The 23,880-nt window shown below is 67.8% G+C and carries 24 protein-coding genes; 22 read left to right on the top strand and 2 right to left on the bottom strand.

Going from position 1 to position 23,880, the window contains the following annotated elements; genetic code table 11:
- Positions 1-6: 6 nt before the first annotated feature.
- Positions 7-1,644: a sigma-54-dependent Fis family transcriptional regulator gene (locus A9310_RS05160; protein WP_139104544.1), complete on the bottom strand. Its 1,638-nt coding sequence runs from the start codon at positions 1,642-1,644 to the stop codon at positions 7-9.
- A gap of 88 nt (positions 1,645-1,732) precedes the next feature.
- Here A9310_RS05160 and A9310_RS05155 point away from each other — a divergent pair, with 88 nt between their 5' ends.
- The 12 genes from A9310_RS05155 to A9310_RS05100 all read left to right on the top strand — a co-directional run bounded on the left by A9310_RS05155 (position 1,733) and on the right by A9310_RS05100 (position 15,360).
- Positions 1,733-2,608: an exodeoxyribonuclease III gene (locus A9310_RS05155; protein WP_065629782.1), complete on the top strand. Its 876-nt coding sequence runs from the start codon at positions 1,733-1,735 to the stop codon at positions 2,606-2,608.
- On the top strand, positions 2,605-3,378 hold the full coding sequence (locus A9310_RS05150; protein ID WP_254661178.1) for a hypothetical protein: 774 nt from the start codon (positions 2,605-2,607) through the stop codon (positions 3,376-3,378). The genes A9310_RS05155 and A9310_RS05150 overlap by 4 nt, the downstream gene beginning before the upstream one ends.
- Before the next feature lie 450 nt (positions 3,379-3,828).
- Positions 3,829-4,200, top strand: coding sequence for a 30S ribosomal protein S12 (gene rpsL, locus A9310_RS05145; protein WP_004020596.1), 372 nt, complete (start codon positions 3,829-3,831; stop codon positions 4,198-4,200).
- Between the two features lie 6 nt (positions 4,201-4,206).
- Entirely contained in the window at positions 4,207-4,677 is a 471-nt protein-coding gene (gene rpsG, locus A9310_RS05140) for a 30S ribosomal protein S7 (protein ID WP_004020595.1), read from the top strand.
- Positions 4,678-4,766: 89 nt separating this feature from the next.
- Positions 4,767-6,872: an elongation factor G gene (fusA, locus tag A9310_RS05135; protein ID WP_065629671.1), complete on the top strand. Its 2,106-nt coding sequence runs from the start codon at positions 4,767-4,769 to the stop codon at positions 6,870-6,872.
- Positions 6,873-6,977: 105 nt separating this feature from the next.
- A complete protein-coding gene (tuf, locus tag A9310_RS05130) occupies positions 6,978-8,168 on the top strand; it encodes an elongation factor Tu (protein ID WP_004020593.1) in 1,191 nt (396 codons plus the stop codon).
- A 331-nt stretch (positions 8,169-8,499) separates the two neighbouring features.
- Positions 8,500-10,044 (top strand): sugar ABC transporter ATP-binding protein, encoded by a 1,545-nt coding sequence (locus tag A9310_RS05125; protein WP_065629779.1) that lies wholly within the window; start codon positions 8,500-8,502, stop codon positions 10,042-10,044.
- 25 nt (positions 10,045-10,069) lie between these two features.
- Entirely contained in the window at positions 10,070-11,119 is a 1,050-nt protein-coding gene (locus A9310_RS05120; protein ID WP_083207263.1) for an ABC transporter permease, read from the top strand.
- Between the two features lie 74 nt (positions 11,120-11,193).
- Entirely contained in the window at positions 11,194-12,318 is a 1,125-nt protein-coding gene (locus A9310_RS05115; protein ID WP_139104543.1) for a substrate-binding domain-containing protein, read from the top strand.
- A 193-nt stretch (positions 12,319-12,511) separates the two neighbouring features.
- Positions 12,512-13,405 carry an SHOCT domain-containing protein gene (locus A9310_RS05110; RefSeq protein WP_231742459.1) on the top strand — a complete coding sequence of 298 codons (894 nt, stop codon included), beginning with the start codon at positions 12,512-12,514 and terminating at the stop codon, positions 13,403-13,405.
- A 151-nt stretch (positions 13,406-13,556) separates the two neighbouring features.
- Positions 13,557-14,528, top strand: a complete 972-nt coding sequence (locus tag A9310_RS05105) for an alpha/beta hydrolase family protein (RefSeq protein ID WP_065629669.1) — start codon at positions 13,557-13,559, stop codon at positions 14,526-14,528.
- 85 nt (positions 14,529-14,613) lie between these two features.
- Positions 14,614-15,360 carry an alpha/beta fold hydrolase gene (locus A9310_RS05100; protein ID WP_065629777.1) on the top strand — a complete coding sequence of 249 codons (747 nt, stop codon included), beginning with the start codon at positions 14,614-14,616 and terminating at the stop codon, positions 15,358-15,360.
- A 101-nt stretch (positions 15,361-15,461) separates the two neighbouring features.
- Here the strand turns inward: A9310_RS05100 and A9310_RS05095 are convergent, their stop codons facing one another.
- Positions 15,462-16,397, bottom strand: a complete 936-nt coding sequence (locus A9310_RS05095; RefSeq protein ID WP_065629668.1) for an oxygenase MpaB family protein — start codon at positions 16,395-16,397, stop codon at positions 15,462-15,464.
- A gap of 84 nt (positions 16,398-16,481) precedes the next feature.
- On the opposite strand from A9310_RS05095, the gene A9310_RS05090 reads away from it, so the two are divergent.
- The 10 genes from A9310_RS05090 to A9310_RS05045 all read left to right on the top strand — a co-directional run bounded on the left by A9310_RS05090 (position 16,482) and on the right by A9310_RS05045 (position 23,863).
- Complete coding sequence (locus A9310_RS05090) at positions 16,482-17,495, top strand: o-succinylbenzoate synthase (protein ID WP_065629667.1); 1,014 nt, start codon at positions 16,482-16,484, stop codon at positions 17,493-17,495.
- Between the two features lie 100 nt (positions 17,496-17,595).
- A complete protein-coding gene (locus A9310_RS05085) occupies positions 17,596-17,829 on the top strand; it encodes a hypothetical protein (protein ID WP_065629666.1) in 234 nt (77 codons plus the stop codon).
- On the top strand, positions 17,826-18,458 hold the full coding sequence (locus A9310_RS05080; protein ID WP_065629665.1) for a TetR/AcrR family transcriptional regulator: 633 nt from the start codon (positions 17,826-17,828) through the stop codon (positions 18,456-18,458). Before A9310_RS05085 ends, A9310_RS05080 begins: the two co-directional genes overlap by 4 nt.
- Positions 18,459-18,533: 75 nt before the next feature.
- Positions 18,534-19,463 (top strand): SDR family oxidoreductase, encoded by a 930-nt coding sequence (locus A9310_RS05075; protein WP_065629664.1) that lies wholly within the window; start codon positions 18,534-18,536, stop codon positions 19,461-19,463.
- An 11-nt stretch (positions 19,464-19,474) separates the two neighbouring features.
- Positions 19,475-20,071: a hypothetical protein gene (locus tag A9310_RS05070; protein ID WP_065629663.1), complete on the top strand. Its 597-nt coding sequence runs from the start codon at positions 19,475-19,477 to the stop codon at positions 20,069-20,071.
- Complete coding sequence (locus A9310_RS05065; RefSeq protein ID WP_083207262.1) at positions 20,068-20,607, top strand: hypothetical protein; 540 nt, start codon at positions 20,068-20,070, stop codon at positions 20,605-20,607. Before A9310_RS05070 ends, A9310_RS05065 begins: the two co-directional genes overlap by 4 nt.
- Positions 20,608-20,635: 28 nt before the next feature.
- Positions 20,636-21,274: a hypothetical protein gene (locus A9310_RS05060; RefSeq protein ID WP_065629662.1), complete on the top strand. Its 639-nt coding sequence runs from the start codon at positions 20,636-20,638 to the stop codon at positions 21,272-21,274.
- Positions 21,271-21,843: a hypothetical protein gene (locus A9310_RS05055; protein WP_065629661.1), complete on the top strand. Its 573-nt coding sequence runs from the start codon at positions 21,271-21,273 to the stop codon at positions 21,841-21,843. Before A9310_RS05060 ends, A9310_RS05055 begins: the two co-directional genes overlap by 4 nt.
- A gap of 87 nt (positions 21,844-21,930) precedes the next feature.
- Positions 21,931-23,124: an NAD(P)/FAD-dependent oxidoreductase gene (locus tag A9310_RS05050; protein ID WP_065629660.1), complete on the top strand. Its 1,194-nt coding sequence runs from the start codon at positions 21,931-21,933 to the stop codon at positions 23,122-23,124.
- 7 nt (positions 23,125-23,131) lie between these two features.
- Positions 23,132-23,863: a DNA alkylation repair protein gene (locus A9310_RS05045; protein WP_065629659.1), complete on the top strand. Its 732-nt coding sequence runs from the start codon at positions 23,132-23,134 to the stop codon at positions 23,861-23,863.
- Positions 23,864-23,880 lie beyond the last annotated feature (17 nt).

Genomic DNA, 23,880 nt, shown 5'->3' with positions numbered 1-23,880 from the left:
GCGCGCTCAGATGTCCAGTGCGCGCATCCGCGAGTACAGCGTCGTCCGGCTGATGCCGAGATCCCTTGCGGCATGCACCTTGTTGCCGCCGGCGCGGTCCAGCGCCTCGACGATCGCGGTGCGCTCGGCCTGTTCCCGGCCGGACAGGTGCGCGGCCCGGCTGGTCGTCCGATAGGCGGGTGGCAGGTCGGCGGGTTCGACGACCCGCGCGGCGCGCGCTCGGCACGTCAGAGCGGCCTGCCGGAGTACCGAGTTGAGCTCGGTGAGGTTCCCGGGCCAGTCGTCGCACAGCAAGGCGTCCGTCGCCAGTCCGGACAGCGTGAGCTCCGGGTCGATGTCTGTCAGTGCGCTGCTCGCGATCGACGCCAGCTCCGAGGTCCGATGACGTAGTGGAGCGAGATCGACCCGTGTGGCGCACCGGGCGAGGAGTGCGGCGACTCCCGGACTCGCCTGGTCGCGCGGCCCGCCGACGACGATCAGCGGCGACTCCGGCGAGCTCGACACCGCCACGCGCCCGAGTAGGGCGACCGCCTGCGCGTCGAGTAGGTCGACGCCGTCGATCACCAGGGTCGTGCTCATCGATCGGGCGCGTCCGACGAACGCGGGGATGTCGGGGCGACGACCGCTGATGATCTCGTCGGCGACATCGACGATCACCGGTGGCGAATCGGCTTCGGCGGCGAGCGCAGCGGCGTGGGTGCTGCGTCCGGTCCCCGGTTCGCCGGTGATCGCGACGCTGGTGCGGGACGGGGCGGTCGGTGGCGCGGACCGCCTCGGCGGCGGCTCGCTGACCGGCCGGAAGCGGAACAGGGCCGCGCCGCAGGCGCCCGGCACGGGTTCGACGGCGACCTCGACCTCGGCGCCCGACACCAGGGTCAGCGGCAGTACCGTCGCGCGCAGTGCGGGATCGGTCGCGACGATCCGCATCGCGCCGATGTCGGTGGGGGAGAGCAGTTCGGCAGCAAGGGCATTCGTGAGCTGGAGGTCGTCGCCGATGGCCGCGACGGCGAGGTCGCGACGCGGTGCGGCGCGCTGGAACGCGTCGAGGACGCGTCGCTGGTGCGCTCGCGACCGGTCCAGCAGGCGGTCGGCGATGTCGGCGACGATTGCGTTGACGACCGGGATCGCCAAGGGGTTGATGCGATCGGCGATCTCGGACATGCAGATGATCCCGGCCAGCCTGCGGGTCGCGGGATGGATGATCGGCTGTCCGAAGCAACTGATCGACTTGAACTGGTCCAGGTAGTGCTCGGAGCTGTTCACGACGATCCCGCCCCGGGTCTCCGCCGGGGTACCGAGGGCCGTCGTCCCGACGACGTCCTCGCCGAACGGCACGCCCGGCGAGGCGCCGATCGCGTCGAGACGGCGCTCCACGGTCGTGCCGAACGCCACCCGCGTCACCATCCGGCACTCGTGGTCGACGAGCAGCAGCGAGACATCGGTGTCGGCGAGTCGGGCGGCGGCGTCGTCGAGGACCGGGCGGGCGGCGTCGAGCAGCGGGTCGGCGGCAGCGATGTCCTGGACCTGCGTCGGCGTCCGGTCCTCGGGGCGGACCCCGGACAGCTCCGAACGACGCCACGACGACTCGATGACGGGCCGTCGGGGCGACGAATCGGAGGTGCGGTGCAACGTGTCGATGCCCACCAACGTGACACATGTCACCGTGCAACGAAAGGCCGGGTCCGCGATCGGCGGTGGCCGGGCCCTGATGGCGGGGTACTACCGTGGTCGCATGCGCGTGGCGACCTGGAACGTGAACTCCGTGAAGCAGCGCATCCCGCGCCTGTTGCCCTGGCTCGACGAGCGCCGACCCGACGTGGTGTGCCTGCAGGAGACCAAACTCTCCGACGCGGCGTTCGACGAGTCACTCGGCACCGATCTCGCCGACCGCGGATACGAGGTCGCGCACGCCGGACAAGGACAGTGGAACGGGGTGGCGCTGTTGTCGCGGGTCGGACTCGACGACGTCCGGATCGGATTCGACGGCATGCCCGGATACCCCGACCCGTCGACTCTCGAGGCGCGGGCGGTGTCGGCGGTGTGCGGCGGACTCCGGATCCACTCGCTGTACGTGCCGAACGGCCGAACCCCGGACTCGGACCACTACACCTACAAACTCGAGTGGCTCGCGGCGCTGGCCCGCGCCGTGGAGGACCCGACCACGACACTCCTGTGCGGCGACATGAACATCGCACCGGCCGACGCCGACCTGTTCGACCCCGCCGCGTATGTGGGACACACCCACGTCACCCCGGCGGAACGGGCCGCGCTGGCCACCTTCGAATCGATGGGCCTGCGCGACGTCGTCCGGGACCGGTGGCCGGGCGAGCGTGTGTTCAGCTACTGGGACTACCGCGCCGGCATGTTCCACAAAGACCTCGGGATGCGCATCGACCTGATCCTCGCCGGAGCGTCCGCTGCCGATCGCCTCGCGGCCGCCTGGATCGACCGGAAAGCACGCAAGGGCAGCAAGCCGAGTGACCACGCGCCGGTCATCGTCGACCTCGACGAGGCTCCCGATGGCGACATCGGACCGGTGGTCCCGCCGCCGTCGAATCCGGCGAAACCCGGTGCGACGAAGGTGAAACTGCCGCAGACGCCGGAATGATGCCCCGCCCGGCGTCCGCGACGCGCCTGCGCCGTTCGGTCATCGCGGCCGCCCGGGCCTATGGGCGCCTGCTCGGCACGGTGCTCTCCGTCGCCCGCCGGCTCGGGGCGGGACGATTCGGCGACGCCCCGGCGGCCACGGCGGGTGTGCTCCTCGCGGTGCACCTGGTGCCGGTGACGATCTGGCTCGGCCCGCTCGGGTTCGTCGTCGTGCTGGGTGCGGGCCTCGTCACGTCGAGCGTCATCCGCCGTCGCGTGCGTCATCGCGGGTTGACCCCGGCCGAGCGAAGCGTGGCCGTGGCGGTCTTCGGGGACGCGGGGTGGCTCGATGACGTCGTCCTCACCGATCTCGCCGGTCGGGGCGGGCGCGCCTTCACGGTGCCCGCGGTCGACGGCCGCATCCTCTGCAATCTCGGGTCGCACCTCGACGCGACCCTGGGGCAGGGGACCAGGGCATATCCGGTGCCGGGTCAGCTGCTCATCCACGAACTGGTCCACGCCTGGCAGATCGCCGCTGCCCGTTCCCCTGCCGGGTTCCTCGCCGATGCGATGGCCGACCAGGCCCGGTACGAACTGGGCGAGGACGTGTACGGCGTGCGCGATGCCGGTGAGAACCACCACATGCCGCGCCGGGGCGAGGTGGAACGGCAGGCGACGATCGTCGACCGGTGGTTCGGCGGTCAGTCCTCGCCGACGCGTCGACCGTGCGACCCCGAGAGCCCGTCCGCACCCGTGATCGAGCAGCTCAGGCGACCCGTGCAGCGCGGATGACGGAATGGTCGCACCGGCGACTCGCGCCCTCGACGCATGCGGTTTGACGGTGTAGAAGTGGGAGGGTCACGCCGAGCACGAGCGTGGCCCGGAGCCGATCGCGCACGACCCATTCACCTGCCGGTTGCGTGCAGGATCCGTTTTTTGACCTGTGTAAATCCGATCGGTAGAGTGGATCGTCGGTGCCCGGCCCATGCTGGGCCAGTCCGCATGCCTGCCCTACGGCTCTCGAGCCGCCGAGCATCTCGGGGTACGGCCGGCAGAGGGGCTGACAGGCGAATCCGCTGTCGAGTGTATGACACGCCCGACCTCGGGGTAGCGAAAATGTACTGACCAGCACATACGTGCTGGTGGGGCGAGTTGTGGAAGCCGCGAAAACAGGCCTGCGAGCCACTTCGTGCTTGCCCGGAGCACCAACCACAACCGATGACGAAGAGGAACGAACACCTAGTGCCAACCATCAATCAGCTGGTCCGCAAGGGCCGTCACGACAAGGCTGCCAAGACCAAGACCGCGGCCCTCAAGGGAAGCCCGCAGCGTCGTGGCGTGTGCACCCGCGTCTACACCACCACCCCCAAGAAGCCGAACTCGGCACTGCGCAAGGTCGCCCGTGTGCGCCTGACCAGCTCGGTCGAGGTCACCGCCTACATCCCCGGCGAAGGCCACAACCTGCAGGAGCACTCGATGGTGCTCGTCCGCGGCGGTCGTGTGAAGGACCTCCCGGGTGTGCGCTACAAGATCATCCGCGGCTCGCTCGACACCCAGGGTGTCAAGGACCGCAAGCAGGCTCGCAGCCGCTACGGCGCCAAGAAGGGGAACTGATAAGTCATGCCACGTAAAGGACCCGCTCCCAAGCGCCCCCTCATCAACGATCCCGTCTACGGTTCGCCGCTGGTCACCCAGCTGGTCAACAAGATCCTGCTGGACGGCAAGAAGTCGACCGCCGAGCGCATCGTCTACGGCGCCCTCGAGCAGGCTCGCGACAAGACCGGCACCGATCCGGTCGTCACCCTCAAGCGCGCTCTCGACAACGTGAAGCCCACCCTCGAGGTGAAGAGCCGCCGCGTCGGTGGTGCCACCTACCAGGTGCCGATCGAGGTCAAGCCGAACCGCGCCAACACCCTCGCGCTCCGCTGGCTCGTCAGCTTCAGCCGTCAGCGTCGTGAGAAGACCATGGTCGAGCGTCTCGCCAACGAGTTGCTGGACGCGTCCAACGGTCTCGGTGCTTCGGTGAAGCGCCGCGAGGACACCCACAAGATGGCCGAGGCCAACCGGGCGTTCGCGCACTACCGCTGGTGACACCAACCGTCCGCGGCGTCGGGGAACACGACGCCGCGGACGGTTCCACCTCAGACCCAACACCTCTAGCGAAAATGCGAGGCGATTAAGTGGCACAGGAAGTGCTCAGCGACCTGAACAAGGTTCGCAACATCGGCATCATGGCCCACATCGATGCCGGCAAGACCACCGCCACCGAGCGAATCCTCTTCTACACCGGTGTGAACTACAAGATCGGTGAAACCCACGACGGTGCCTCGACCACCGACTGGATGGAGCAGGAGAAGGAGCGGGGGATCACCATCACCTCCGCGGCGGTGACGTGTTTCTGGAACAAGAACCAGATCAACATCATCGACACCCCCGGCCACGTCGACTTCACCGTCGAGGTGGAGCGCAGCCTCCGCGTGCTCGACGGCGCGGTCGCCGTGTTCGACGGCAAGGAAGGCGTCGAGCCGCAGTCCGAGCAGGTCTGGCGTCAGGCGGAGAAGTACGACGTCCCGCGTATCTGCTTCGTCAACAAGATGGACAAGCTCGGTGCGGACTTCTTCTTCACCGTGCGCACCATCGAGGAGCGCCTCGGCGCCAAGCCGCTGGTCCTGCAGCTGCCGATCGGCGCCGAGGACAACTTCGACGGCGTCGTCGACCTCATCGAGCAGAAGGCGATCACCTGGCGCGGAACCGTCGAGATCGGCGCTGCGCCGACCATCGAGGAGATCCCCGCCGATCTGGTCGACCAGGCTGCGGAGTACCGCGAGAAGCTCCTCGAGACGGTCGCCGAGACCGACGAGGCACTGCTCGAGAAGTACTTCGGCGGCGAAGAGCTGACCACCGAGGAGATCAAGGGCGCGATCCGCAAGCTCACGATCGCCCGTGAGTTCTACCCGGTGATCTGTGGCTCGGCGTTCAAGAACAAGGGCGTGCAGCCCATGCTCGACGCGATCATCGACTACCTGCCGTCCCCGCTGGACGTGCCGTCGGTCGAGGGTCACGCCGTGGGCGACGAGGAGGAGATCCTCTCGCGCAAGCCGTCCGCGGACGAGCCGTTCTCGGCTCTCGCGTTCAAGATCGCGGCTCACCCGTTCTTCGGCAAGCTCACCTTCGTGCGCGTGTACTCCGGCAAGATCAACGCCGGCACCCAGGTGCTCAACGCGACCAAGGGCAAGAAGGAGCGCGTCGGCAAGCTCTTCCAGATGCATGCCAACAAGGAGAACCCGGTCGAGGACGCCACCGCGGGCCACATCTACGCGATGATCGGTCTCAAGGACACCACCACCGGTGACACCCTGTGCGATTCGGCGTCGCCGATCGTGCTCGAGTCCATGAGCTTCCCGGACCCGGTCATCAACGTCTCGATCGAGCCGAAGACCAAGTCCGACCAGGAGAAGCTGGGCACCGCGATCCAGAAGCTCGCCGAAGAGGACCCGACCTTCTCGGTCCAGCTCGACGAGGAGACCGGCCAGACCGTCATCGGCGGTATGGGCGAGCTCCACCTCGACATCCTCGTCGACCGCATGAAGCGCGAGTTCAAGGTCGAGGCCAACGTCGGCAAGCCGCAGGTGGCCTACCGCGAGACCATCCGCAAGACGGTCGAGAAGCACGAGTTCACCCACAAGAAGCAGACCGGTGGATCGGGCCAGTTCGCGAAGGTCATCATCAAGCTCGAGCCCCTGGTGGACGCCGAGGACGGTGCGACCTACGAGTTCGCCAACGCCGTCACCGGTGGCCGCGTCCCGCGCGAGTACATCCCGTCGGTGGACGCCGGTGCCCAGGACGCCATGCAGTACGGTGTCCTCGCCGGATACCCGCTGGTGAACCTGAAGGTCACCCTGCTCGACGGTCAGTATCACGACGTCGACTCCTCGGAGATGGCGTTCAAGATCGCCGGCTCGCAGGCCCTGAAGGAAGCTGCGCGGATGGCCGGTCCGGTCATCCTCGAGCCCCTGATGGCCGTCGAGGTCACGACTCCCGAGGACTACATGGGTGACGTGATCGGCGACCTGAACTCCCGCCGTGGCCAGATCCAGGCCATGGAGGAGCGCAGTGGTGCGCGTGTCGTGAAGGCACAGGTGCCGCTGTCGGAGATGTTCGGCTACATCGGAGACCTCCGGTCGAAGACCCAGGGCCGGGCAAACTACTCCATGGTGTTCGATTCGTACGCGGAGGTTCCCGCGAACGTGTCGAAGGAAATCATCGCGAAGGCCACCGGCGAGTAAATCCGGTCCTAGCGACATGCGCCGACCAGTTCTGCGCACCAACGTAAGAAGAAAAACCCTGCTGGGATCCGCCCAGTAGAGCAACAAGTCCAGGAGGACAATCAAGTGGCGAAGGCGAAGTTCGAGCGGACCAAGCCGCACGTGAACATCGGCACCATCGGTCACGTCGACCACGGCAAGACCACGCTGACCGCGGCCATCACCAAGGTGCTGCACGACAAGTACCCGGACCTCAACAAGAGCTTCGCGTTCGATCAGATCGACAAGGCTCCCGAGGAAAAAGCTCGCGGTATCACGATCAACATCTCGCACGTCGAGTACGAGACCGAGAAGCGTCACTACGCCCACGTCGACGCCCCCGGTCACGCCGACTACATCAAGAACATGATCACCGGTGCTGCCCAGATGGACGGCGCGATCCTCGTGGTCGCCGCCACCGACGGCCCGATGCCGCAGACCCGCGAGCACGTGCTGCTGGCCCGCCAGGTCGGTGTGCCCTACATCCTGGTCGCCCTGAACAAGGCCGACATGGTCGACGACGACGAGATCATCGAGCTCGTCGAGATGGAGGTCCGCGAACTGCTGGCCGCCCAGGAGTTCGACGAGGAAGCCCCGGTCGTCAAGGTCTCGGCTCTCAAGGCCCTCGAGGGTGACCCCGAGTGGACCAAGTCGGTCGAAGAGCTCATGGCTGCCGTCGACGAGTCGATCCCGGACCCGGTCCGCGAGACCGAGAAGCCGTTCCTCATGCCCGTCGAGGACGTCTTCACCATCACCGGCCGCGGCACCGTGGTCACCGGTCGTGTGGAGCGCGGCGAGGTCAACGTGAACGAGGAAGTCGAGATCGTCGGCATCCGCGAGAAGAGCACCAAGACCACCGTCACCGGTATCGAGATGTTCCACAAGCTCCTCGATTCGGCACAGGCAGGCGACAACGCCGGTCTGCTGCTCCGCGGCCTCAAGCGTGAGGACGTCGAGCGCGGTCAGGTCATCGTGAAGCCGGGCACCACGACCCCGCACACCGAGTTCGAGGGCCAGGCGTACATCCTGTCCAAGGACGAGGGCGGCCGTCACACCCCGTTCTTCAACAACTACCGTCCGCAGTTCTACTTCCGTACCACGGACGTGACCGGCGTCGTGACCCTCCCCGAGGGCACCGAGATGGTCATGCCGGGCGACAACACCGAGATGAGCGTCAAGCTCATCCAGCCGGTCGCCATGGACGAGGGCCTGCGTTTCGCCATCCGCGAGGGTGGCCGCACCGTCGGTGCGGGTCGAGTCACCAAGATCACCAAGTGATCTCGTTCTGACTCACTGACTCACTGAGTCGAAGGCGCCCGGTCACGAAAGTGGCCGGGCGCCTTTGTCATGCCCGGTCACCATGTGGCCGGGCACTTTTCGTGCGTCGACACCACCGCGCACGGCCTGCCGCGTTTCTTGACGCGCCGATCACTAAGATTCACGCCTCAGCGAAGGGTCTGACGACCCCGCTGGACTCTAGCGTCTCGAGGGCCGCTGCGCCCCAACTTTTTAGAGTTTCGCAGACTGCTGGACAGATCTATGTACATAGTTCACTATGATCCAGATAACACAGGTCGGGATAAAGTAACTATGATCACGTGAGGTGCTGATGGTCGAGGCGCTCGAGGTTGCGAACCTCTCCAAATCTTTCGGTGGCCAGCGGGCGCTGGCCGACGTCTCGCTCTCCCTCGGCCCCGGCGAGATACGCGCGCTGGTCGGTCAGAACGGGTGTGGCAAGTCGACTCTGATCAAGGTCCTCGCGGGTTACCACGAGCCGGATCCGGGTGCAACGATCCTCGTCTGCGGGAACGAGCTGCACCTCGGTGTGCCCGGCAGCGGTGAGACCGCCGGCCTTCGGTTCGTCCATCAGGAACTGGGTCTCGTCGGCTCCCTGGACGTGGTCGACAACATGGCCCTCGGCCACGGCTACCGGCGAACGCGTGTGGGCACCATCGATTTTCGCGCTGAGCGTCGGCACGCACGATCAGCGTTGGACGAGCTGGGCATCGACCTCGACCTCAGGAAGCGCGCGTCCGACCTGAGTATGAGTGAGCGGACGATGCTCGCGATGGCGCGCGCGGTCCAGGGCGGCAGCGGTTCGGCCAAGGTGCTGGTGCTCGACGAGCCCACCGCCAATCTCCCGGCAGCAGAGGCCATTCGGCTGTTCGACCTGGTGCGCAGAATCCGCGACTCCGGCGTGGCGGTGCTGTTCGTCTCCCATCACTTGCCGGAGGTCTTCGACCTCTGTGACACGGTCACCGTCCTGCGGGACGGCAACGTGGTGACCACGCGTCCGCTGACGGGCCTCGACGAGGACGCGCTGGTTGCGCTCATGATCGGGAGCCGAACGCCCGCAACCCCATCCGCGGCGCCGGTCAGACCGCCGACCGCGCCGCCTGCCGGCGGTGTCGAGCGGTCGGCAATGCTCGATGTGACGCAGATGTCGTGCGGGAACCTCACCGGATTCGATCTCTCTGTCGGGGCGGGTGAGGTCGTCGGGATCGCCGGGATCACCGGTTCCGGACGCGAATCGGTCGTTCCGGCACTGTTCGGCGGGATCGGCCGGGTCGGCACCGTGACAGTCGACGGTGTGATCGTGCGCGCCGACCGGCCGGACGTCTCGATGGCGGCCGGGATGGGATGTGTGCCGGCGGAACGGTTGGCGAACGCCGCGTTCGCGACGGCGTCGCTCCGGGAGAACGTTTCCGTGGCTGACCCCTGGGCCCACGCCACGGCGGGATTTCTTCGCCTGAAGCGCGAAAAGTCCGATGTGGCAACGTGGCTCGACCGGCTCGGGGTACGCCCGGCCGGCGACACCGAACGTCAGCTCGGCACCCTCAGCGGTGGCAACCAGCAGAAGGTGATGCTCGCGCGTTGGCTTCGCCGCCATCCCCGGGTTCTCCTGCTCGACGAACCGACACAGGGTGTCGATGTCGGCGCGCAAGCCGACATCCATGCGCTCATCGATGACGCCGCATCGGCCGGAGCTGCGGTGCTCGTCGTCTCCACCGACCACGCCGAGCTGACTCGTCTGTGCGACCGGGTCGTCGTCCTCGCGGCGGGACGGATCGTCGATGAACTTGGGCGGCCGAACATCGATCCCGACGAGCTGACCGCCTCGACGCTCAAGACCTCCGCTCACGTACATGCGTAAGACCTCAGAACCGAAAGGACCCGCGATGACCACACAGTCATCCGAAGAAGTGCCGACCGCGTCCCGTGGCGGTGGTGCCGACGGCGGTACGCCCGCGGGCCCGGGCGGGCTCGGCCCCGAATCGGCCCGACGTCGGCGCGTGGTGTCCCTGGGCCTTGATCGGTTCAGCGGCATCTACGTGTGGGTGGCCATCATCGTGTTGTTTGCGCTGTGGATCCCGGACACTTTCCTCACCGAGGGCAACCTCAGGATCATCGCCGGTGATCAGGCCATCACCGCGATCCTGGCGATCGGTCTGATCGTGCCGCTGGCGGCCGGGGTCTTCGACCTCTCCATCGCAGGCGTGATGGGCTTCTCGGTCGCCATGGTCTCGTATCAACTGTCCCTGGGGATCAGCGCGACGGTCGCGATACTCACCACGCTGCTGTGCGGAGCCCTCATCGGTGCCGTCAACGGCTTCGTGGTCGTCCGGCTGAAGGTGGACTCCTTCATCGCGACGCTGGGAATGTCGAGCATCATGCTGGCGGGGACGTACTGGGTCACCGACGGCAAACAGATCACCGAGGGGTTCACCGACGGTTTCCTCGGGCTCGGAAGCGGTATGTTCCTGGGTCTTCCGTTGCCGTTCTACTACATGGTCGTCGTGGCAGCCGTCATGTACGTCCTCCTCGAGAAGACGCCCCTGGGCCGGTACCTGTACGCGACCGGCGGCAATCGCCAGGCCGCACGCCTGGCAGGTCTGCGCGTCGAGCGGATCATGTTCGGCTCCCTGGTCACGTCCGCGACCGTGGCGGCGCTGGCCGGCGTCGTGCTGGCCGCCAAGCTCGGCACGGCTGCGCCCGACATCGGGCCGTCGTACTTGTTGCCGGCGTTCTCGGCGGTCTTCCTGGGCTCGACACAGATACGGGCGGGACGAGTCAACGTGCTGGGCACCCTCGTCGCCATCTACCTGCTGGCCACCGGGGTCAAGGGACTCCAGCTCGCGGGCGCGCCGAGCTTCGTCAACGACCTCTTCAACGGCCTCGCCCTCATCATCGCGGTCGCGCTGGCCGCCCGTACGGCACGACGTTCGTGACGAACGCTCGCTGCCTCCTTCTGCCGCTGCGGCGGATCCCCATCGGCCGAGAGGCCATCGTGAAAGGAAACCGAGTGAGAACCAAGTCCTGGGTGCAGACGATGATCGCGGTGGCCGCCGTCGGTGCCGTCGCCACCGCCTGCTCGAGTGCCGACGGTGGGGGTTCGGGTGAGCCCGCAGATGTCTCGGCGGCGCGTAGCGTCGCGGATCAATACGAAAGTCCCCCTGATGGATTGGTGCTCACAACTCCGCTGAGTCGCGCTCCGCAAGCGGGTAAGTACGTGATCAGCATCGAGACGCCACAACCGATCTCGAGTGCAAAGGACGACGCGATCCAACAGGCCGCGGATCTCCTGGGGTGGCGCTACCAGCGAATCCTGCAGGGTACTGACGCCGATGCCGGTCCGAAGGCGATGGACCAGGCGATCGCTCTCGGGCCGGACGCGATCCACATCTCGGGCACGCCGCTGTCGATGTTGTCGACGCAGATCGAACGCGCCTCGGACGCCGGGATTCCGGTCATCGCCGACAGTGTGGGCGACGATCCGGTGCCCGGGGTGATCTCGACCTCGCTCGACGGCACCAAGCAGGTCCAGGAATGGGGCAAGATGGTCGCGAGTCAGGTCGTCGCCGACAGCGATGGTGAGGCCAACATCGCCGTCTTCACCATCACCGACTACCCGATCCTCAATGTCTTCACCGATGCCTTCACCGCACAGATGAAGACACTCTGCCCCGGCTGTCGTGTCGAGATGATCAATCAACAGGTGACCGACCTGGGTACCAAGACGCCTCAGAGTGTGGTCAGCACGCTGCAACGTGATCCCGAGATCAACTATGCGCTCTTCTCGTTCGGGGACCTGGTGCTGGGCGTGGACGCGGCGCTTCGGGCCGCGGGGCTCCAAGATCAGGTGCGATTCGCCGGTCAGACGCCGACGCCGGCCAACCTCGCATCACTGAAAGACGGAGACGACAGTGTGTGGGTCGGCTTTCCGGTGCAGATCCTCGGCTGGCGTGTGATCGACATGCTTGCCAGGCAGTTCAACGGCGACGATCTGAAACCAGCCGATGATGCGTTCTTGCCGACGCAGTTGCTCAACAGTGACAACATCGGGACTGCGGTTCTCGATCCGCAGACGGGGTTCTACGTCGGCGTGGCCGACTATCAGGACCAGTTCGAAAAGCTCTGGCTCAAGTAGCGCGCACCAGGCGCGGTCACGTCAGGCGCTCGGTCACATGTGTGACCGAGCGCCTCGCGTGGTACGGCCAGTGAGGCGAGGCGCGCTCCCTGGTTCTCGCGACAGATTCACGCACGACGCGCCTGTCGTTCCATGGCTGGACTCAGTTCCGTAAGGGCTTCCGCCGCCGCAGGTCCGCGCATAGAGTTCGCGCATGACCATGTTCGGAGAGTCGGGGACCGGGCCACGTGTTCCCGCCCATGTGTGGAGTGCCGTGGGCACTTTCGCGTTTGTCATGCTGTGCGGGATCGTCGGTCCGATCTTCCTCGTCGCCTACTTCGTGATCGATGCACCCGACACGGAGTGGATGCTGTGGACCGGGATCGGCATCACCGTGCTGGATATCGTTCTCGGCGTTGCCATCGCGTGGTTCAACTATCGGGGTGGCGCCAAGCTGGAACGCCTGCGCGCCGCCGGAGTGTTCGGCATCGCCGAGATCACCTCGATCGGTCAGACGAATGTCGAGATCAACGACCAGCCGCTGATGAAGCTCGGGCTCCGGATCCACGCCGAGGGACTCGCTCCGTTCGAGGTGTCGACGAGGAAGGTCGTGCCGCATTACCAGCAGCCGCTGCTGCACGCCCGTCGGTTGGCCGTGATGGTCGATCCCGAGTCCCAGGACTTCGAGATCGACTGGCAGGCAACCGCTTTGCTCGCCGGTTCGGTGCCGGCCAGGTTCACCTCCGAAGAAGACGGCCGGACCTACGATCTCACCGGCCAGGCGGAACCGTTGGGGGAGATCCTGCAGATCCTCGGACGTCACGGGGTGGCGGGCAGTGGCGTGATCGATCTGCGGTCCAATCCCGCGGCCCGAGCGGAAGTCATGGAGGTCGTGCGCGGCTGGGCGGGAGTCCGGGCGGATTCGGCGAGCTCGTCTCGGATGGACCCCCCGTCGTTCACCAAGGCCGGTGGCGGGTCGGGCCGGGGTGGTGACCCGGGCCGTTCGCCGGCCGAACGGCTCGCGTCGCTGGACGAACTGCGCCGCACCGGCGCGGTCACCGAGGAGGAGTACGCGCGGGCGCGTCAGCGCATCGTCGACGATCTCTGAGGATGCGTGGATGGTCTGTAACAAGGTGAATCCACTGCCACATACGCCACTCGATTCACTGTAGTCACTCTGGTCACCACTCGATATCGATGTCGATGCCCTAGGGTCACAACCGTGGCATTGCTGATCGTCGTCGAATTACAGTTCGTCGGTGCAGCTTTCACTACGGCCGCGTCGGCTTGCCCGCCGACGTCGAGCCCTCGCGTTCGCCCTCGCGCTCCTCGCGGTGGTCGGCGTGGTCACCATCGGGTCGGGTAACGCGTCCGCGTCGGCCGCGTTCGGCAGGTTCCACGTGTCCGGCTGCGGCATGCCGAGCACCCCGGTCGACACCTGGACCCGGTGGAGCAACAGCAAAACCGTCATCGCTCTCGACGGTCTTCGCGCGACCGGTGACATCAGTGGCTGGCGTCGCGACACGCGTGTCCACCGCATCGCCGACTCCGGCGTCAACGTGATCCAACCGGTCGGAGGTCTCGCGAGCTTCTACACCGATTGGGAAGCGGCGAGCCCGGCCAACAAGGTCGGATACCGCTATCGGTGGACGTGCCGACTCGACACCATCGTGCGCGAACTCGACGCGCGCGGACTCGCCGTCGGCCCGCTGGGCAAATACGCGATCATGGGCATCTCCATGGGCGGTAACGCGGCGATGGTCTACGGGGCGTACCACCGCAAGCGCATCTCGCACGTCTTCTCGATGTCCGGCTACCTGAACCTGTCCGCGCCCACGATGCGAGAGGCTGTTCGGCTCGCGTTGATCGACGCCGGGGTCGGGGCGGGGGTCGGTCCGTTCAGCGCGGACGCCATGTGGGGACCGCCCTGGAGTGACCGGTGGACGCGCAACGATGCACTCGTCCAACTGCCGCGGATGCGCGGGATGAAGATCCGCATCGGGTCCGGTTCGGCGACATGGGGTCCGCACAACGCCGACGCCGTGGCCTCGGTCAAGGGCACACCGCTGGAGGTGGTGTCGCTCGCGCAGACCCGGTCGTTCGAAGTCGCGGCCGCGTTGCAGGGCATCCCGGTCACGACGGACTTCCCGTCCGTCGGGACACACGCTTGGGGGTACTGGGAGGACATGGTGTGGCGCGCCAAGAACAGCGGCTGGTTCCGCGACCGGTGACGACGACCGGTGAGGTGCGGTCTGCGCGGACGGCTGGGTGGAGTGTGACGGCTCCCGCACGGCCGACGTTCGTAAGCTGACGGTCATGCGTGTTCTGCGTCGAAGCGGCGACCCCGACCTCGCGGTCCGGATCGCGGGGGAGGCCGACCGGGGCGTACCGGTCGTCCTCGTGCACGGGATGGCATCGGACCATTCGACCTGGCGCCGGCTCGCGACGGCACTCCGCGCCCGCGGGCGTGCGGTGATCAGCGTGGACCTCCGTGGACACGGGCGCAGCGGCCGGGCCCGTGAGGTCTACCGGCTCGACGACTTCCGCGACGACCTGGCCTATGTCCTCGACACCCTCGGGATCGCGGTCGCCGACGTGGTCGGCCATTCGCTCGGTGCCCACACCGCGCTGCGACTGGCCATGCGTGAGCCCACGAGAATCCGACGCCTGGTGCTCGAAGAGGTGCCGCCGATGCCCCGCGACGAGGCCGATCTGTCCGAGGGCATCGCCATGCGCGCCACCCTGGGCGAGCAGATTCGTGGGCTGATCGCGCTCGCGCGCAACCCCTTTCCGGTCATCCGCTACGACGGCCGGATGGGCGACCAGATCGTCGCCGAATTCGACGTCTGCGCGCCGCGCTGGTGGTCGGAGCTGCCGGATGTGCAGGCCACCGCCATGGTCATCTCGGGTGGCGAGAAGAGCTTCCTGCCCCCGCGCCACCTGCAGACCCTCAGCGACGCCCTGCCGAACTCGCGGTTCGTCACCATCGAGGCGGGGCACAGCGTTCACCGCGACCGCGCCGAGGAGTTCGTCACCCACGTCGACGGGTTCCTCGGGCACTGACCCTTCGTGACGGCCCTCCGCAGGCTCCGGGCCTCCTCAGGGAGCGGAAGCGGCCGCCGCCCTCCGCAAGCTTCGGGCGCTCCTAAAGAAGCGAAGCGCTATCAGGCGGGCTTGTTGTGCAGCGGTCGCGGGTCGATCCCGACCTTGCGCCAGGCGTCGTAGGCCCAGGGGACGTAGAGGTACTTGAGCGGCAGGCGGTTGATCAACGGGTTGGCGCCCCGCATGAGGGCGGCGAACCGTTGGAAGTTCTTCTCGCGCCTGTCGTTCCACTCGAGGTCGCACACGTCCCGCATCTGCTGGGGCAGCGTTCCGACGACAACGGTGCGGATGAAGGCGTTCAACGGAAGCGACAGGATCTTCCACACGGGCGCGGGGATCTTCTTGGGGCAGGGGAGTCCCTGCCGGATGTAACCGGTGGCGTAGACGATCGTCTTGTGCGGCACGAACCGGTCGAGCATGTCTTCCCAATACTGGACGAACTCCTCGTAGGTCTGCGGCTGCCCGCGATCGCTCACCCCGTAGAGCTGATACCAGACCTTGCTCTCCTCGAAAATCTGGACCTTCTCGGCGTAACTCAGGCGTCGGATGAAGGTGTCGGTGATGTAGAGGACCTGGTCGACGAACGTCGCGTGCGCCCAGTAGAACAACTCCGGATTGAGTGCGTGGTACCGCGATCCGTCGCTGATGGTGCCCTTGATGTCGCGGTGGAAGTCGCGCACCGTGCGCCCCCACTTCTCCGGCTCGGTGCTGTACACGGTCCGCATGACCGGGGGGCCGGTCCGCTTGGCCCGGCCGAGGAAGTCGCTGAAGATGATCGAGTGATCGAGCACGGCCTGGCCGAGTTGTTCGATGCAGTTCTCGGTGCCGGCCAGACGCTGGAAGCCCAGCAGTCCGCGGTTGTCGCCGTAGAACTTCCACACGAGCGAGTCGGCGCCCAGACGCGGCGAGGCGATCTCGCCCGCGGTGTCCGGAGTGTCGTCGACGATCATCGGCTCTGCCTCGCGGATACCGGCGTCGAATCCCTGGTTGACTGACATGGCGGCGAGAATATCGCACTTGGAACAAACTTGGAAGGTTGTTCCAACGACGCGGGGTGATCTGTATGCGGAGAGGGAGGACGGATGATGCGGGGCAGGCAACCGGACTGGGCGCTTCCCGACGTCGAGGAGGTCCTCGCTTCCGCTGTCGCGGTGCGCCTGCCGATGCGTACGAGATTCCGCGGCCTGACCACGCGCGAGACGATGGTCTTCGCGGGGCCGGCGGGTTGGGGGGAGTTCGGTCCGTTCGTCGAGTACGACGACCCGGAGGCGGCCTCGTGGCTGCGGGCCGGCATCGAGGCCGCCTGGGTCGGCCCTCCCGCCGCGGTCCGCGACACCGTCCCGGTCAACGCGACCGTGCCCGCCATCCCCGCCGACGAGGTCGACGCATTGCTGCAGCGATACCCCGGCGCGGGAACCGCGAAGGTCAAGGTCGCCGAACCGGGGCAGACCCTCGACGACGACGTCGCCCGGGTCGCGGCGACGCGGGAGCTCATCGGCAGGGTGCGCATCGATGCGAACGGCGGCTGGACCGTCGACGAGGCCATCGCCGCCCTGCGCGCCATCGGTGAGGTCGAGTATGCCGAACAGCCCTGTCGCACAGTCGAAGAACTGGCGGCCGTGCGTCGGGCGGTCGAGGTGCCGATCGCTGCCGACGAATCCATCAGGAAGGCCGAGGACCCGTACCGTGTCGTCGCGGCCGACGCTGCTGACGTGGCGGTGGTCAAGGTCGCGCCGCTCGGCGGCATGCGCGCAACCCTCCAGCTCGCCGAGAACCTGGGACTCGACATCGTGGTCTCGAGTGCCCTCGACAGCGCGATCGGGATGGCCGCCGGCGTGGCTGCCGCGGCCGCGCTACCGCGCCTGGAGCTCGCGTGCGGGCTGGGCACCGGGTCGTTGCTCGCCGCGGATGTCGCCGCGTCCTTCCAGATGGTCGACGGCTCGGTGGGAACGCGATGGTTCGGCACCGACGCCTCGGTCGACGTGCGCGGACTCGCGGTCGAAGAAGAGCGTCAGCATTGGTGGCGCGAGCGTCTGCGGCGGTGTCACCGCCTGCTGACGATGGACGGGTCGCCCACGGGTCGCGGGCGAGGATAGGAACGCATTTTCCGATCTGTCTCAACGTGGTCTATCATGCGATGTGGGTCACATGCCGACCGTCCGTACCCGGGGCGGCCGTTGCGGGAGGGAGACGATCATGGCCTCGGTTCTGGCGACAGTGCCGGCAGCAGCCGATTCGATCGGCGTCCCGTCTCCCGACCGCAACGGAACCCCGTTGCACGTCGGCCGGGGTCGCGGTGCCCGCGGACACCGGACCGCCGGGCTGTATTTTGACCAGATGGAGATCACGGAGATCAGACATCGCCGGCTGCACGAAAACCACTGGTCGGCACCCGAGGACTCGCTGCCCGCCACCCGTCGGCGGCGATGACCGTGGCAGGCACCGGAACCAAGGCCGACAGCAGGAATCGGACCTCGACGCGTAAGGTCCGCAACACCGCCAGCCCGGCCGACCAGGAAGCCGCGATCCTCGCGGCTGCCGGGGCGGAGTTCGCCGAGGTCGGTGTCCGCCGCGCAAACATCGACGAGGTCGCCGCGCGGGCTGGAGTGAGCCGCAGCACCTTGTACCGGCGCTTCCCGAACAAGGATGCGCTGCTCTACGCGGTGGCCAACGACGCCTACGAGACGGGCATGCAGAAACTCGAGGCCTCGGTGAAGGGGCTCGGACCCAAGGCCGCGCTGGTGGAGGCGTTCGCCGTCGGCGCCGAGTGGGTCAACTCCGACCCGCTGCTGAGCCGGATCGTCCTCACCGACTCCGAGATCAAGAGCGTCACGGCGACGATGACGTCGTTGTTCATCGACATGGTCACCGACCGGGTCGCGGCCACACTCCGCGACGAGGGTGCGCAGATGCCCGTCGAGGATCTGCTGGAAGCCGTCGAGATCCATGTGCGACTGGTGATCTCACTGCTGGAGACGCCGCCGTCGGACCCTGCTCGCAACGAACCCCAGCGCGTTCGGGATTTCGCCGCCAAGTTCCTCGCACCGATGATCTGGTGAAACCCCACCGGAGATGACGGGCCACGCCGGCCCCGTTCCTCTCGTCTGAAGTCCGCATCCACCGAAGGAGATCCAATGAGTCTGCGTGACAAGCTGTCCCGCACACCCGACCACGACGCGATCCGCGCCGCGCTACGGGACAAGGTCGTGGTCATCACCGGCGGCGCGCGTGGCATCGGATTCGAGACCGCGACCCAGCTGTCCGAGGCGGGGGCCAGGGTCGCGATCGGTGATGTGGATTCCGAGGCGGTGGGCAAGGCCGCCGCCGACCTCGGTTGCGAGGGCATCGAGGTGGACGTGACCAGACGCGAGTCCTTCGATGCGTTCCTGACCGAGGTCGAAAACCGGCTCGGACCGATCGACGTGCTCGTGAACAACGCCGGGATCATGCCGGTCGGACCGTTCCTCTCCTACGACGACACGATCATCCGCCGGACCTACGAGATCGACGTCCTGGGCGTGATCATCGGATGCCAGGAGGCGGCCCGCCGGATGGCGCCCCGCCGGACCGGCCACATCGTGAACATCGCATCGACGGCCGGGCGCATACCCACCCCCGGCCTCACCATCTACAACGGCGCCAAGGCAGCCGTCATCGAGTTCTCCGAGGCGCTGGGCGCCGAGCTGGAGCCGCAGGGCGTCGCCGTCAGCGCGGTACTCCCCACGTTCACGCGAACCGCCCTGATCTCCGGCCTGCAGACCAACAAGTTCATCCAGACCGTCGAGCCCGGCGAGGTGGCGTCGATCGTCGTGCAGACGATCGCGCGGCCGGTGGTCCGCGTCTACGCGCCCCGGTCGATGCGGTGGGCGGAGTCGGGCGCGTTGTTCCCGCAGGCGATGAAGCGGTGGTCGCGCCGGTTGACCAAGCTGGACTCGATCTTCCTGAGCCCCGACCAGCAGGCGCGCGCGGCATACTCCAGCCGGATCCGCGGTGAGAAGATCGACACCCGGGCGCCGGGCGACAATCTGACGCAGCCCCAGGAGAGCACGCCCCTGTCGTCGTGAAGAGGGACGGCATGGGTGCTCGGTCGGGGGCGCAGGAGCTGTCCGCCGACCGGGCCGCGAGACGCGAGCTGCGCGAGGCACTGGACGATCTGCACACCCTCGAGGTCGAGGCCGGACTCCGTCGGCGCCTGTCGCGGCTCCGCTGGGTCGTCGCGGTCGTGGTCCTCGTCGTCGCGCTCGTGCTCGCGGGGGTGGCGGTGACCGCGTGGCAGCGAGACCGTGAGCGGTACTCCGATGCCGAACTCCAGTCCGCGGCGGCCGACCGGGTCGCGGTGCTCATCGCCCCGAACAGCCGAGACGATCGGCGCGCCCAGCGCATCCTGGCCGGCGCCACCGGCACCTTCTACGACGAGTTCGCCCAATCCGCCGACAGCTACACCGAATTCATCCGGGCCAACGGCACCGTCGCGCAGTCCTCCGTCGACGGCACGGGGATCTCCGTCCGGACCGGCGACACCGCCACGGTCCTCATTGCGGCCACCGTCGTCTTCACCGGTGGGGCGGCGCCGGCCGAGACCGGCGACCAGGCGCGCAGATTCCGGTTGCGGGTGCTCATCACACCGGCCGACGACACGCTGAAACTGAGTGCGGTGCAGTACCTTCCATGACCCCACCGATTCACACCCCGGGCGTCGAGCCGGTCCCGGGACGCGGAACGACCCGGCCCATCGGGGTGCGAGGTGCCGCCATCCGCCTCGCGATCGCGGCGGTTGTCCTGGTCGCGACGCTCGTCGTGGTGCTCACCCTGTGGAACTCGCACCGCACCGGCTCCGACGTCACGGAGAGCCGAGACCAGTTGCGAGCACAGGCGGGAACGATCGTCGCGGACGTCTTCTCGGTCGATGCGGACCGCTGGCAGCAGGACCGGACGCGGGCGCGGGAGCGGGTCGCCGACGAGTTCACCGACAGCTACGGGGCCCAGCTCGATCGGCCCCCGCCCGAGGGGACGTCGTCGGTGACCTGGCGCCCCGAGGTCGTCAGCATCGTCGCGGTCGACGCCGCGGAGGGGGAGGCGCTGCTGCGCGTCGCGGTGACAGTACGTCCGGCCACCGGGCCCGCGACGACCGTCCAACGCACGGTCCTGGCCCGCTACGCGCGGTCGGACGACACATGGCTCCTCGCGGCGGCGGATGTGATCGGATGAGCGTCCAAAGGAATCTGCGGGTGCGGCGATGACCGAGAACATCACCACGCGAATCGAACTCGCCCGCGCCCGGGTCGACGCGGCGACCCGACGGGCGCGCACCGCCCGGATCGTCGCCGCGCCGGCGCTCCGGGCGCGTGCGGCACGCCGGACACAGACGGTGCGCCGGACTCTCGTCGGAGCAGCGATCGCGGTGGTCGTCCTCGTCGCCGTCGCCGGCTTTCTTGCCTGGCAGATCCGCGGCCAGCAGGCGGCGACCGAGTTGCAGGACGACGTGCTCGCATCCGCCCGCGGCGCCGTCACCGTCATGCTGACCGCCGACCCGGCCGACCCCGAAGGCTACGTGGCACGCGTGGCGGAGGTGAGCACCGGACCGCAGCTGAAACGGATCGACGCCGCCCGGGAGGCACTGGTGACAGAGGTGGGCGGGCAACGGGGTTCGAGTGTCGGGCAAGTGATCTCGGCCGGGCTCGTCACCGATCCGTCGTCCGACGACATCGGTGGAAGCATCGACGTGCTCGTCGTCGCCGACGCGACGAACCCGGCGCTCCTGGGCGGGTCGGGGGACGGTTCGGAGATCGACACCACCGGAGAGCGGATCACGGCGCTGATCACCATGACGCGCACCGACGGCGGCTGGAAGATCGCCGAGGCGAGGCGTCCATGACCGCCGCCGACGACCGGGTCCTGCTACCGGCACGGCCGACCCGAACCCAACGCATCCGCATGCGGCTTCTCATCGCCGCATCGGCGGTATCCCTGGTGGTCGCGGCGATCGCGGGCGCCGCGACCCTGCGCCCCGATCCCGACCCGACCGAGGCGCAACGCAGCGAAATCCTCAGCGCGGCTGCGGCTGCCGTGAGTGCGCTCCTGACCTATTCGCCCGACGACCCCGCCGACCGGTGGCAGGCGACCGACGCGTTGCTGACCGACCCGCTACGCCTGGAGTACCGGAACCGCGGCACCGATGTCGTGGTTCCCGGCGTCCGTGCATCAGCGTTGTCGGTGACCGGCGAGGTCGTCGGTGCCGGACTGCAGGAGGGCGACTCGGAACGCGCCCGGGTGCTCGTCTTCGCCGACCAGCGGGTGACAGCCGGGTCCGGTTCACCGGCACCGGGTGCCGCGAGCCGTCCACCGGCCGAGACGACCTCTATCGCCCGGTGGGCACTTATGCGTAAGGTCGACGGGAATTGGCTGCTGTCCGACCTGCAGCCGGTCGGCGACGTGACCCGTTGAGACACGAGATGCCCGCCCCCGGGCGGTCCGCGCGACCGCCGGCGCAGACGGGTGCTCGCGGGTGGGATGACGAAAAGGGGACCAGAGATGAGTGCATCGAGCGCGGGTGTGGTGATAGTCGGGGCCGGACTCGGCGGGATCCGGGTCGCGGAGAACCTGCGGAACAACGGCTTCACCGATCCGATCACCCTCGTCGGAGCCGAAGCGCATCCGCCGTACGACCGTCCGCCGCTGTCGAAGTCGGTGCTGCTGGGCAAGGACGACCGCGTCGATCTCAAACCCGCGGAGTTCTACGAGGACTCCGACATCACGCTGCGACTCGGTGAAGCGGTGACCGCGGTGGCACCGACGGACCGGACGATCACGCTGGCCTCCGGCGCCACCGTCGCCTACGACACCCTCGTACTGGCGACCGGGCTCGATCCACGGCCGTTTCCCGGCCTCACGGAGAACGTCCGAGGCGCGCACGTGCTCCGCACCTACGACGACGCGGTGGCGCTGCGTGGCGAGATCGATTCCGCGAGCACCGCAGTCGTCATCGGCGCCGGCTTCATCGGATGCGAGGTGGCGGCCGGCCTCTCGGCCCGCGGACTGGCGGTCAGCCTCGTCGAACCGGCTCCGACGCCGCTCGCCGTGGCGCTGGGGGAGCGGATCGGCGCCCTGGTGTCGCGGTTGCACGTGGCCAACGGCATCGATCTGCGGACCGGGGTCGGGGTCGCGAAGATCGACGTGTCCGAGGGGCGGGTCAGCGCGGTCGAACTCACCGACGGCACCACCCTGCCCGCCGACATCGTCGTCGTCGGTATCGGTTCGACCCCGGTGACCGGGTACCTGGACGGTTCGGGCATCGAGCTTGCCGCACGCGAGGTCGGGGGCGGAATTGCCTGTGATGCAACCGGACACACCAGCGCCGAGAACGTCTACGCCCTCGGCGACGTGGCGAACTGGCTCGACGAGGACGGGAGGCCGAAACGCGTCGAGCACTGGAACCACACGGTCGAGCAGGCCTCGGTCGTCGCGCACCAGATCACCGGTGGCGACGCGGTCACCGCGTCGGTCGCCTATTTCTGGAGCGACCAGTTCGACGTCAAGATCCAGGTACTCGGCTCCCCGCGCGCCGATGACGAGGTCCACGTCGTCGACGACGACGGGAAGAAGTTCGTTGCCTACTACAGCCGGGACGGCGTGCTCACCGGGGTGGTGGGCGCCGGCAAGGTGGGTGCCGTGATGAAGACCCGGCCGAAGCTGCAGACCCCCACGCCCGTGGCGGATCTGCTGTAGTGACGCAATGACGGATACGCCCACCGCTGCGCGGGTGCGTGATGCGGCAGCCGTGGTGGCCGACCCGGAACTCGCGCTCGGCCAGGCCGCGTTCTTCCAGGCCCGACCGGGGGGATACGGGGAGGGCGATGAATTCCTCGGAATCCGTGTACCGGTACAACGGAAGCTCGCGAAGGGGTTCCGCGGCATCGCGCCGGATCAGGTCGTCGAGTTGCTCGACTCACCGATCCACGAGCATCGCCTGATCGCATTGTTCCTCCTGCGTGAGGAGTTCGACCGCGAGCTACGCCGCGGCGGCGACGGCAAGGGCTGGGTCGACCTCTACCTCGACGCGGTGCGCCGCGGCCGGGTGAACAACTGGGATCTCGTCGACTCGTCCGCCGATCCCGTCCTCGGCGAATACTGCCGGCGCAGCGGCGAACTCGGTCTCGTTCTGCAACACGCGCGGGACGATGATCTGTGGCGGCGCCGGGTGGGGGTGATCGCGACCTTCGCCTTCATCAAGCACGGCGACCCGGCGGCACTGCTCGCGGTGGCGCCGCTCGTCCGCGACGACCGACGGGATCTCATCCAGAAGGCATTCGGCTGGATGCTGCGGGCGGTCGGCAAACGAGTCGACGAGACCGTCCTGCTCGGCTACCTGGACGACAACGCTGCCCGGATGGGCCGCACCGCACTGTCATACGCGCTCGAGCACCGGACCCCGGAGGAGCGTGCCCACTACCGCGCCCTCCGTTGACCGGCTCCGTGCTCTCG

It is taken from the genome of Gordonia sp. UCD-TK1 (assembly GCF_001691435.1).
Taxonomy (GTDB): Bacteria; Actinomycetota; Actinomycetes; order Mycobacteriales; family Mycobacteriaceae; genus Gordonia; species Gordonia hongkongensis.
The sequence above is the reverse complement of the archived record's forward strand: the minus strand, read 5'-3'. Positions and strand labels throughout refer to the sequence as shown.

What these genes read in the sequence shown, in the direction of transcription:
- A9310_RS05050 (WP_065629660.1), top strand. Translation starts at nt 21,931, where the DNA reads ATGAGTGCATCGAGCGCGGGTGTGGTGATAGTCGGGGCCGGACTCGGC.
- A9310_RS05045 (WP_065629659.1), top strand. Translation starts at nt 23,132, where the DNA reads ATGACGGATACGCCCACCGCTGCGCGGGTGCGTGATGCGGCAGCCGTG.
- A9310_RS05110 (WP_231742459.1), top strand. Translation starts at nt 12,512, where the DNA reads ATGACCATGTTCGGAGAGTCGGGGACCGGGCCACGTGTTCCCGCCCAT.
- A9310_RS05095 (WP_065629668.1), bottom strand. Translation starts at nt 16,397, where the DNA reads ATGTCAGTCAACCAGGGATTCGACGCCGGTATCCGCGAGGCAGAGCCG.
- A9310_RS05155 (WP_065629782.1), top strand. Translation starts at nt 1,733, where the DNA reads ATGCGCGTGGCGACCTGGAACGTGAACTCCGTGAAGCAGCGCATCCCG.
- A9310_RS05070 (WP_065629663.1), top strand. Translation starts at nt 19,475, where the DNA reads ATGGGTGCTCGGTCGGGGGCGCAGGAGCTGTCCGCCGACCGGGCCGCG.
- A9310_RS05150 (WP_254661178.1), top strand. Translation starts at nt 2,605, where the DNA reads ATGATGCCCCGCCCGGCGTCCGCGACGCGCCTGCGCCGTTCGGTCATC.
- A9310_RS05125 (WP_065629779.1), top strand. Translation starts at nt 8,500, where the DNA reads ATGGTCGAGGCGCTCGAGGTTGCGAACCTCTCCAAATCTTTCGGTGGC.
- A9310_RS05080 (WP_065629665.1), top strand. Translation starts at nt 17,826, where the DNA reads ATGACCGTGGCAGGCACCGGAACCAAGGCCGACAGCAGGAATCGGACC.
- A9310_RS05090 (WP_065629667.1), top strand. Translation starts at nt 16,482, where the DNA reads ATGATGCGGGGCAGGCAACCGGACTGGGCGCTTCCCGACGTCGAGGAG.
- A9310_RS05120 (WP_083207263.1), top strand. Translation starts at nt 10,070, where the DNA reads ATGACCACACAGTCATCCGAAGAAGTGCCGACCGCGTCCCGTGGCGGT.
- A9310_RS05060 (WP_065629662.1), top strand. Translation starts at nt 20,636, where the DNA reads ATGACCGAGAACATCACCACGCGAATCGAACTCGCCCGCGCCCGGGTC.
- rpsG (WP_004020595.1), top strand. Translation starts at nt 4,207, where the DNA reads ATGCCACGTAAAGGACCCGCTCCCAAGCGCCCCCTCATCAACGATCCC.
- A9310_RS05065 (WP_083207262.1), top strand. Translation starts at nt 20,068, where the DNA reads ATGACCCCACCGATTCACACCCCGGGCGTCGAGCCGGTCCCGGGACGC.
- A9310_RS05055 (WP_065629661.1), top strand. Translation starts at nt 21,271, where the DNA reads ATGACCGCCGCCGACGACCGGGTCCTGCTACCGGCACGGCCGACCCGA.
- A9310_RS05100 (WP_065629777.1), top strand. Translation starts at nt 14,614, where the DNA reads ATGCGTGTTCTGCGTCGAAGCGGCGACCCCGACCTCGCGGTCCGGATC.
- A9310_RS05075 (WP_065629664.1), top strand. Translation starts at nt 18,534, where the DNA reads ATGAGTCTGCGTGACAAGCTGTCCCGCACACCCGACCACGACGCGATC.
- A9310_RS05085 (WP_065629666.1), top strand. Translation starts at nt 17,596, where the DNA reads ATGGCCTCGGTTCTGGCGACAGTGCCGGCAGCAGCCGATTCGATCGGC.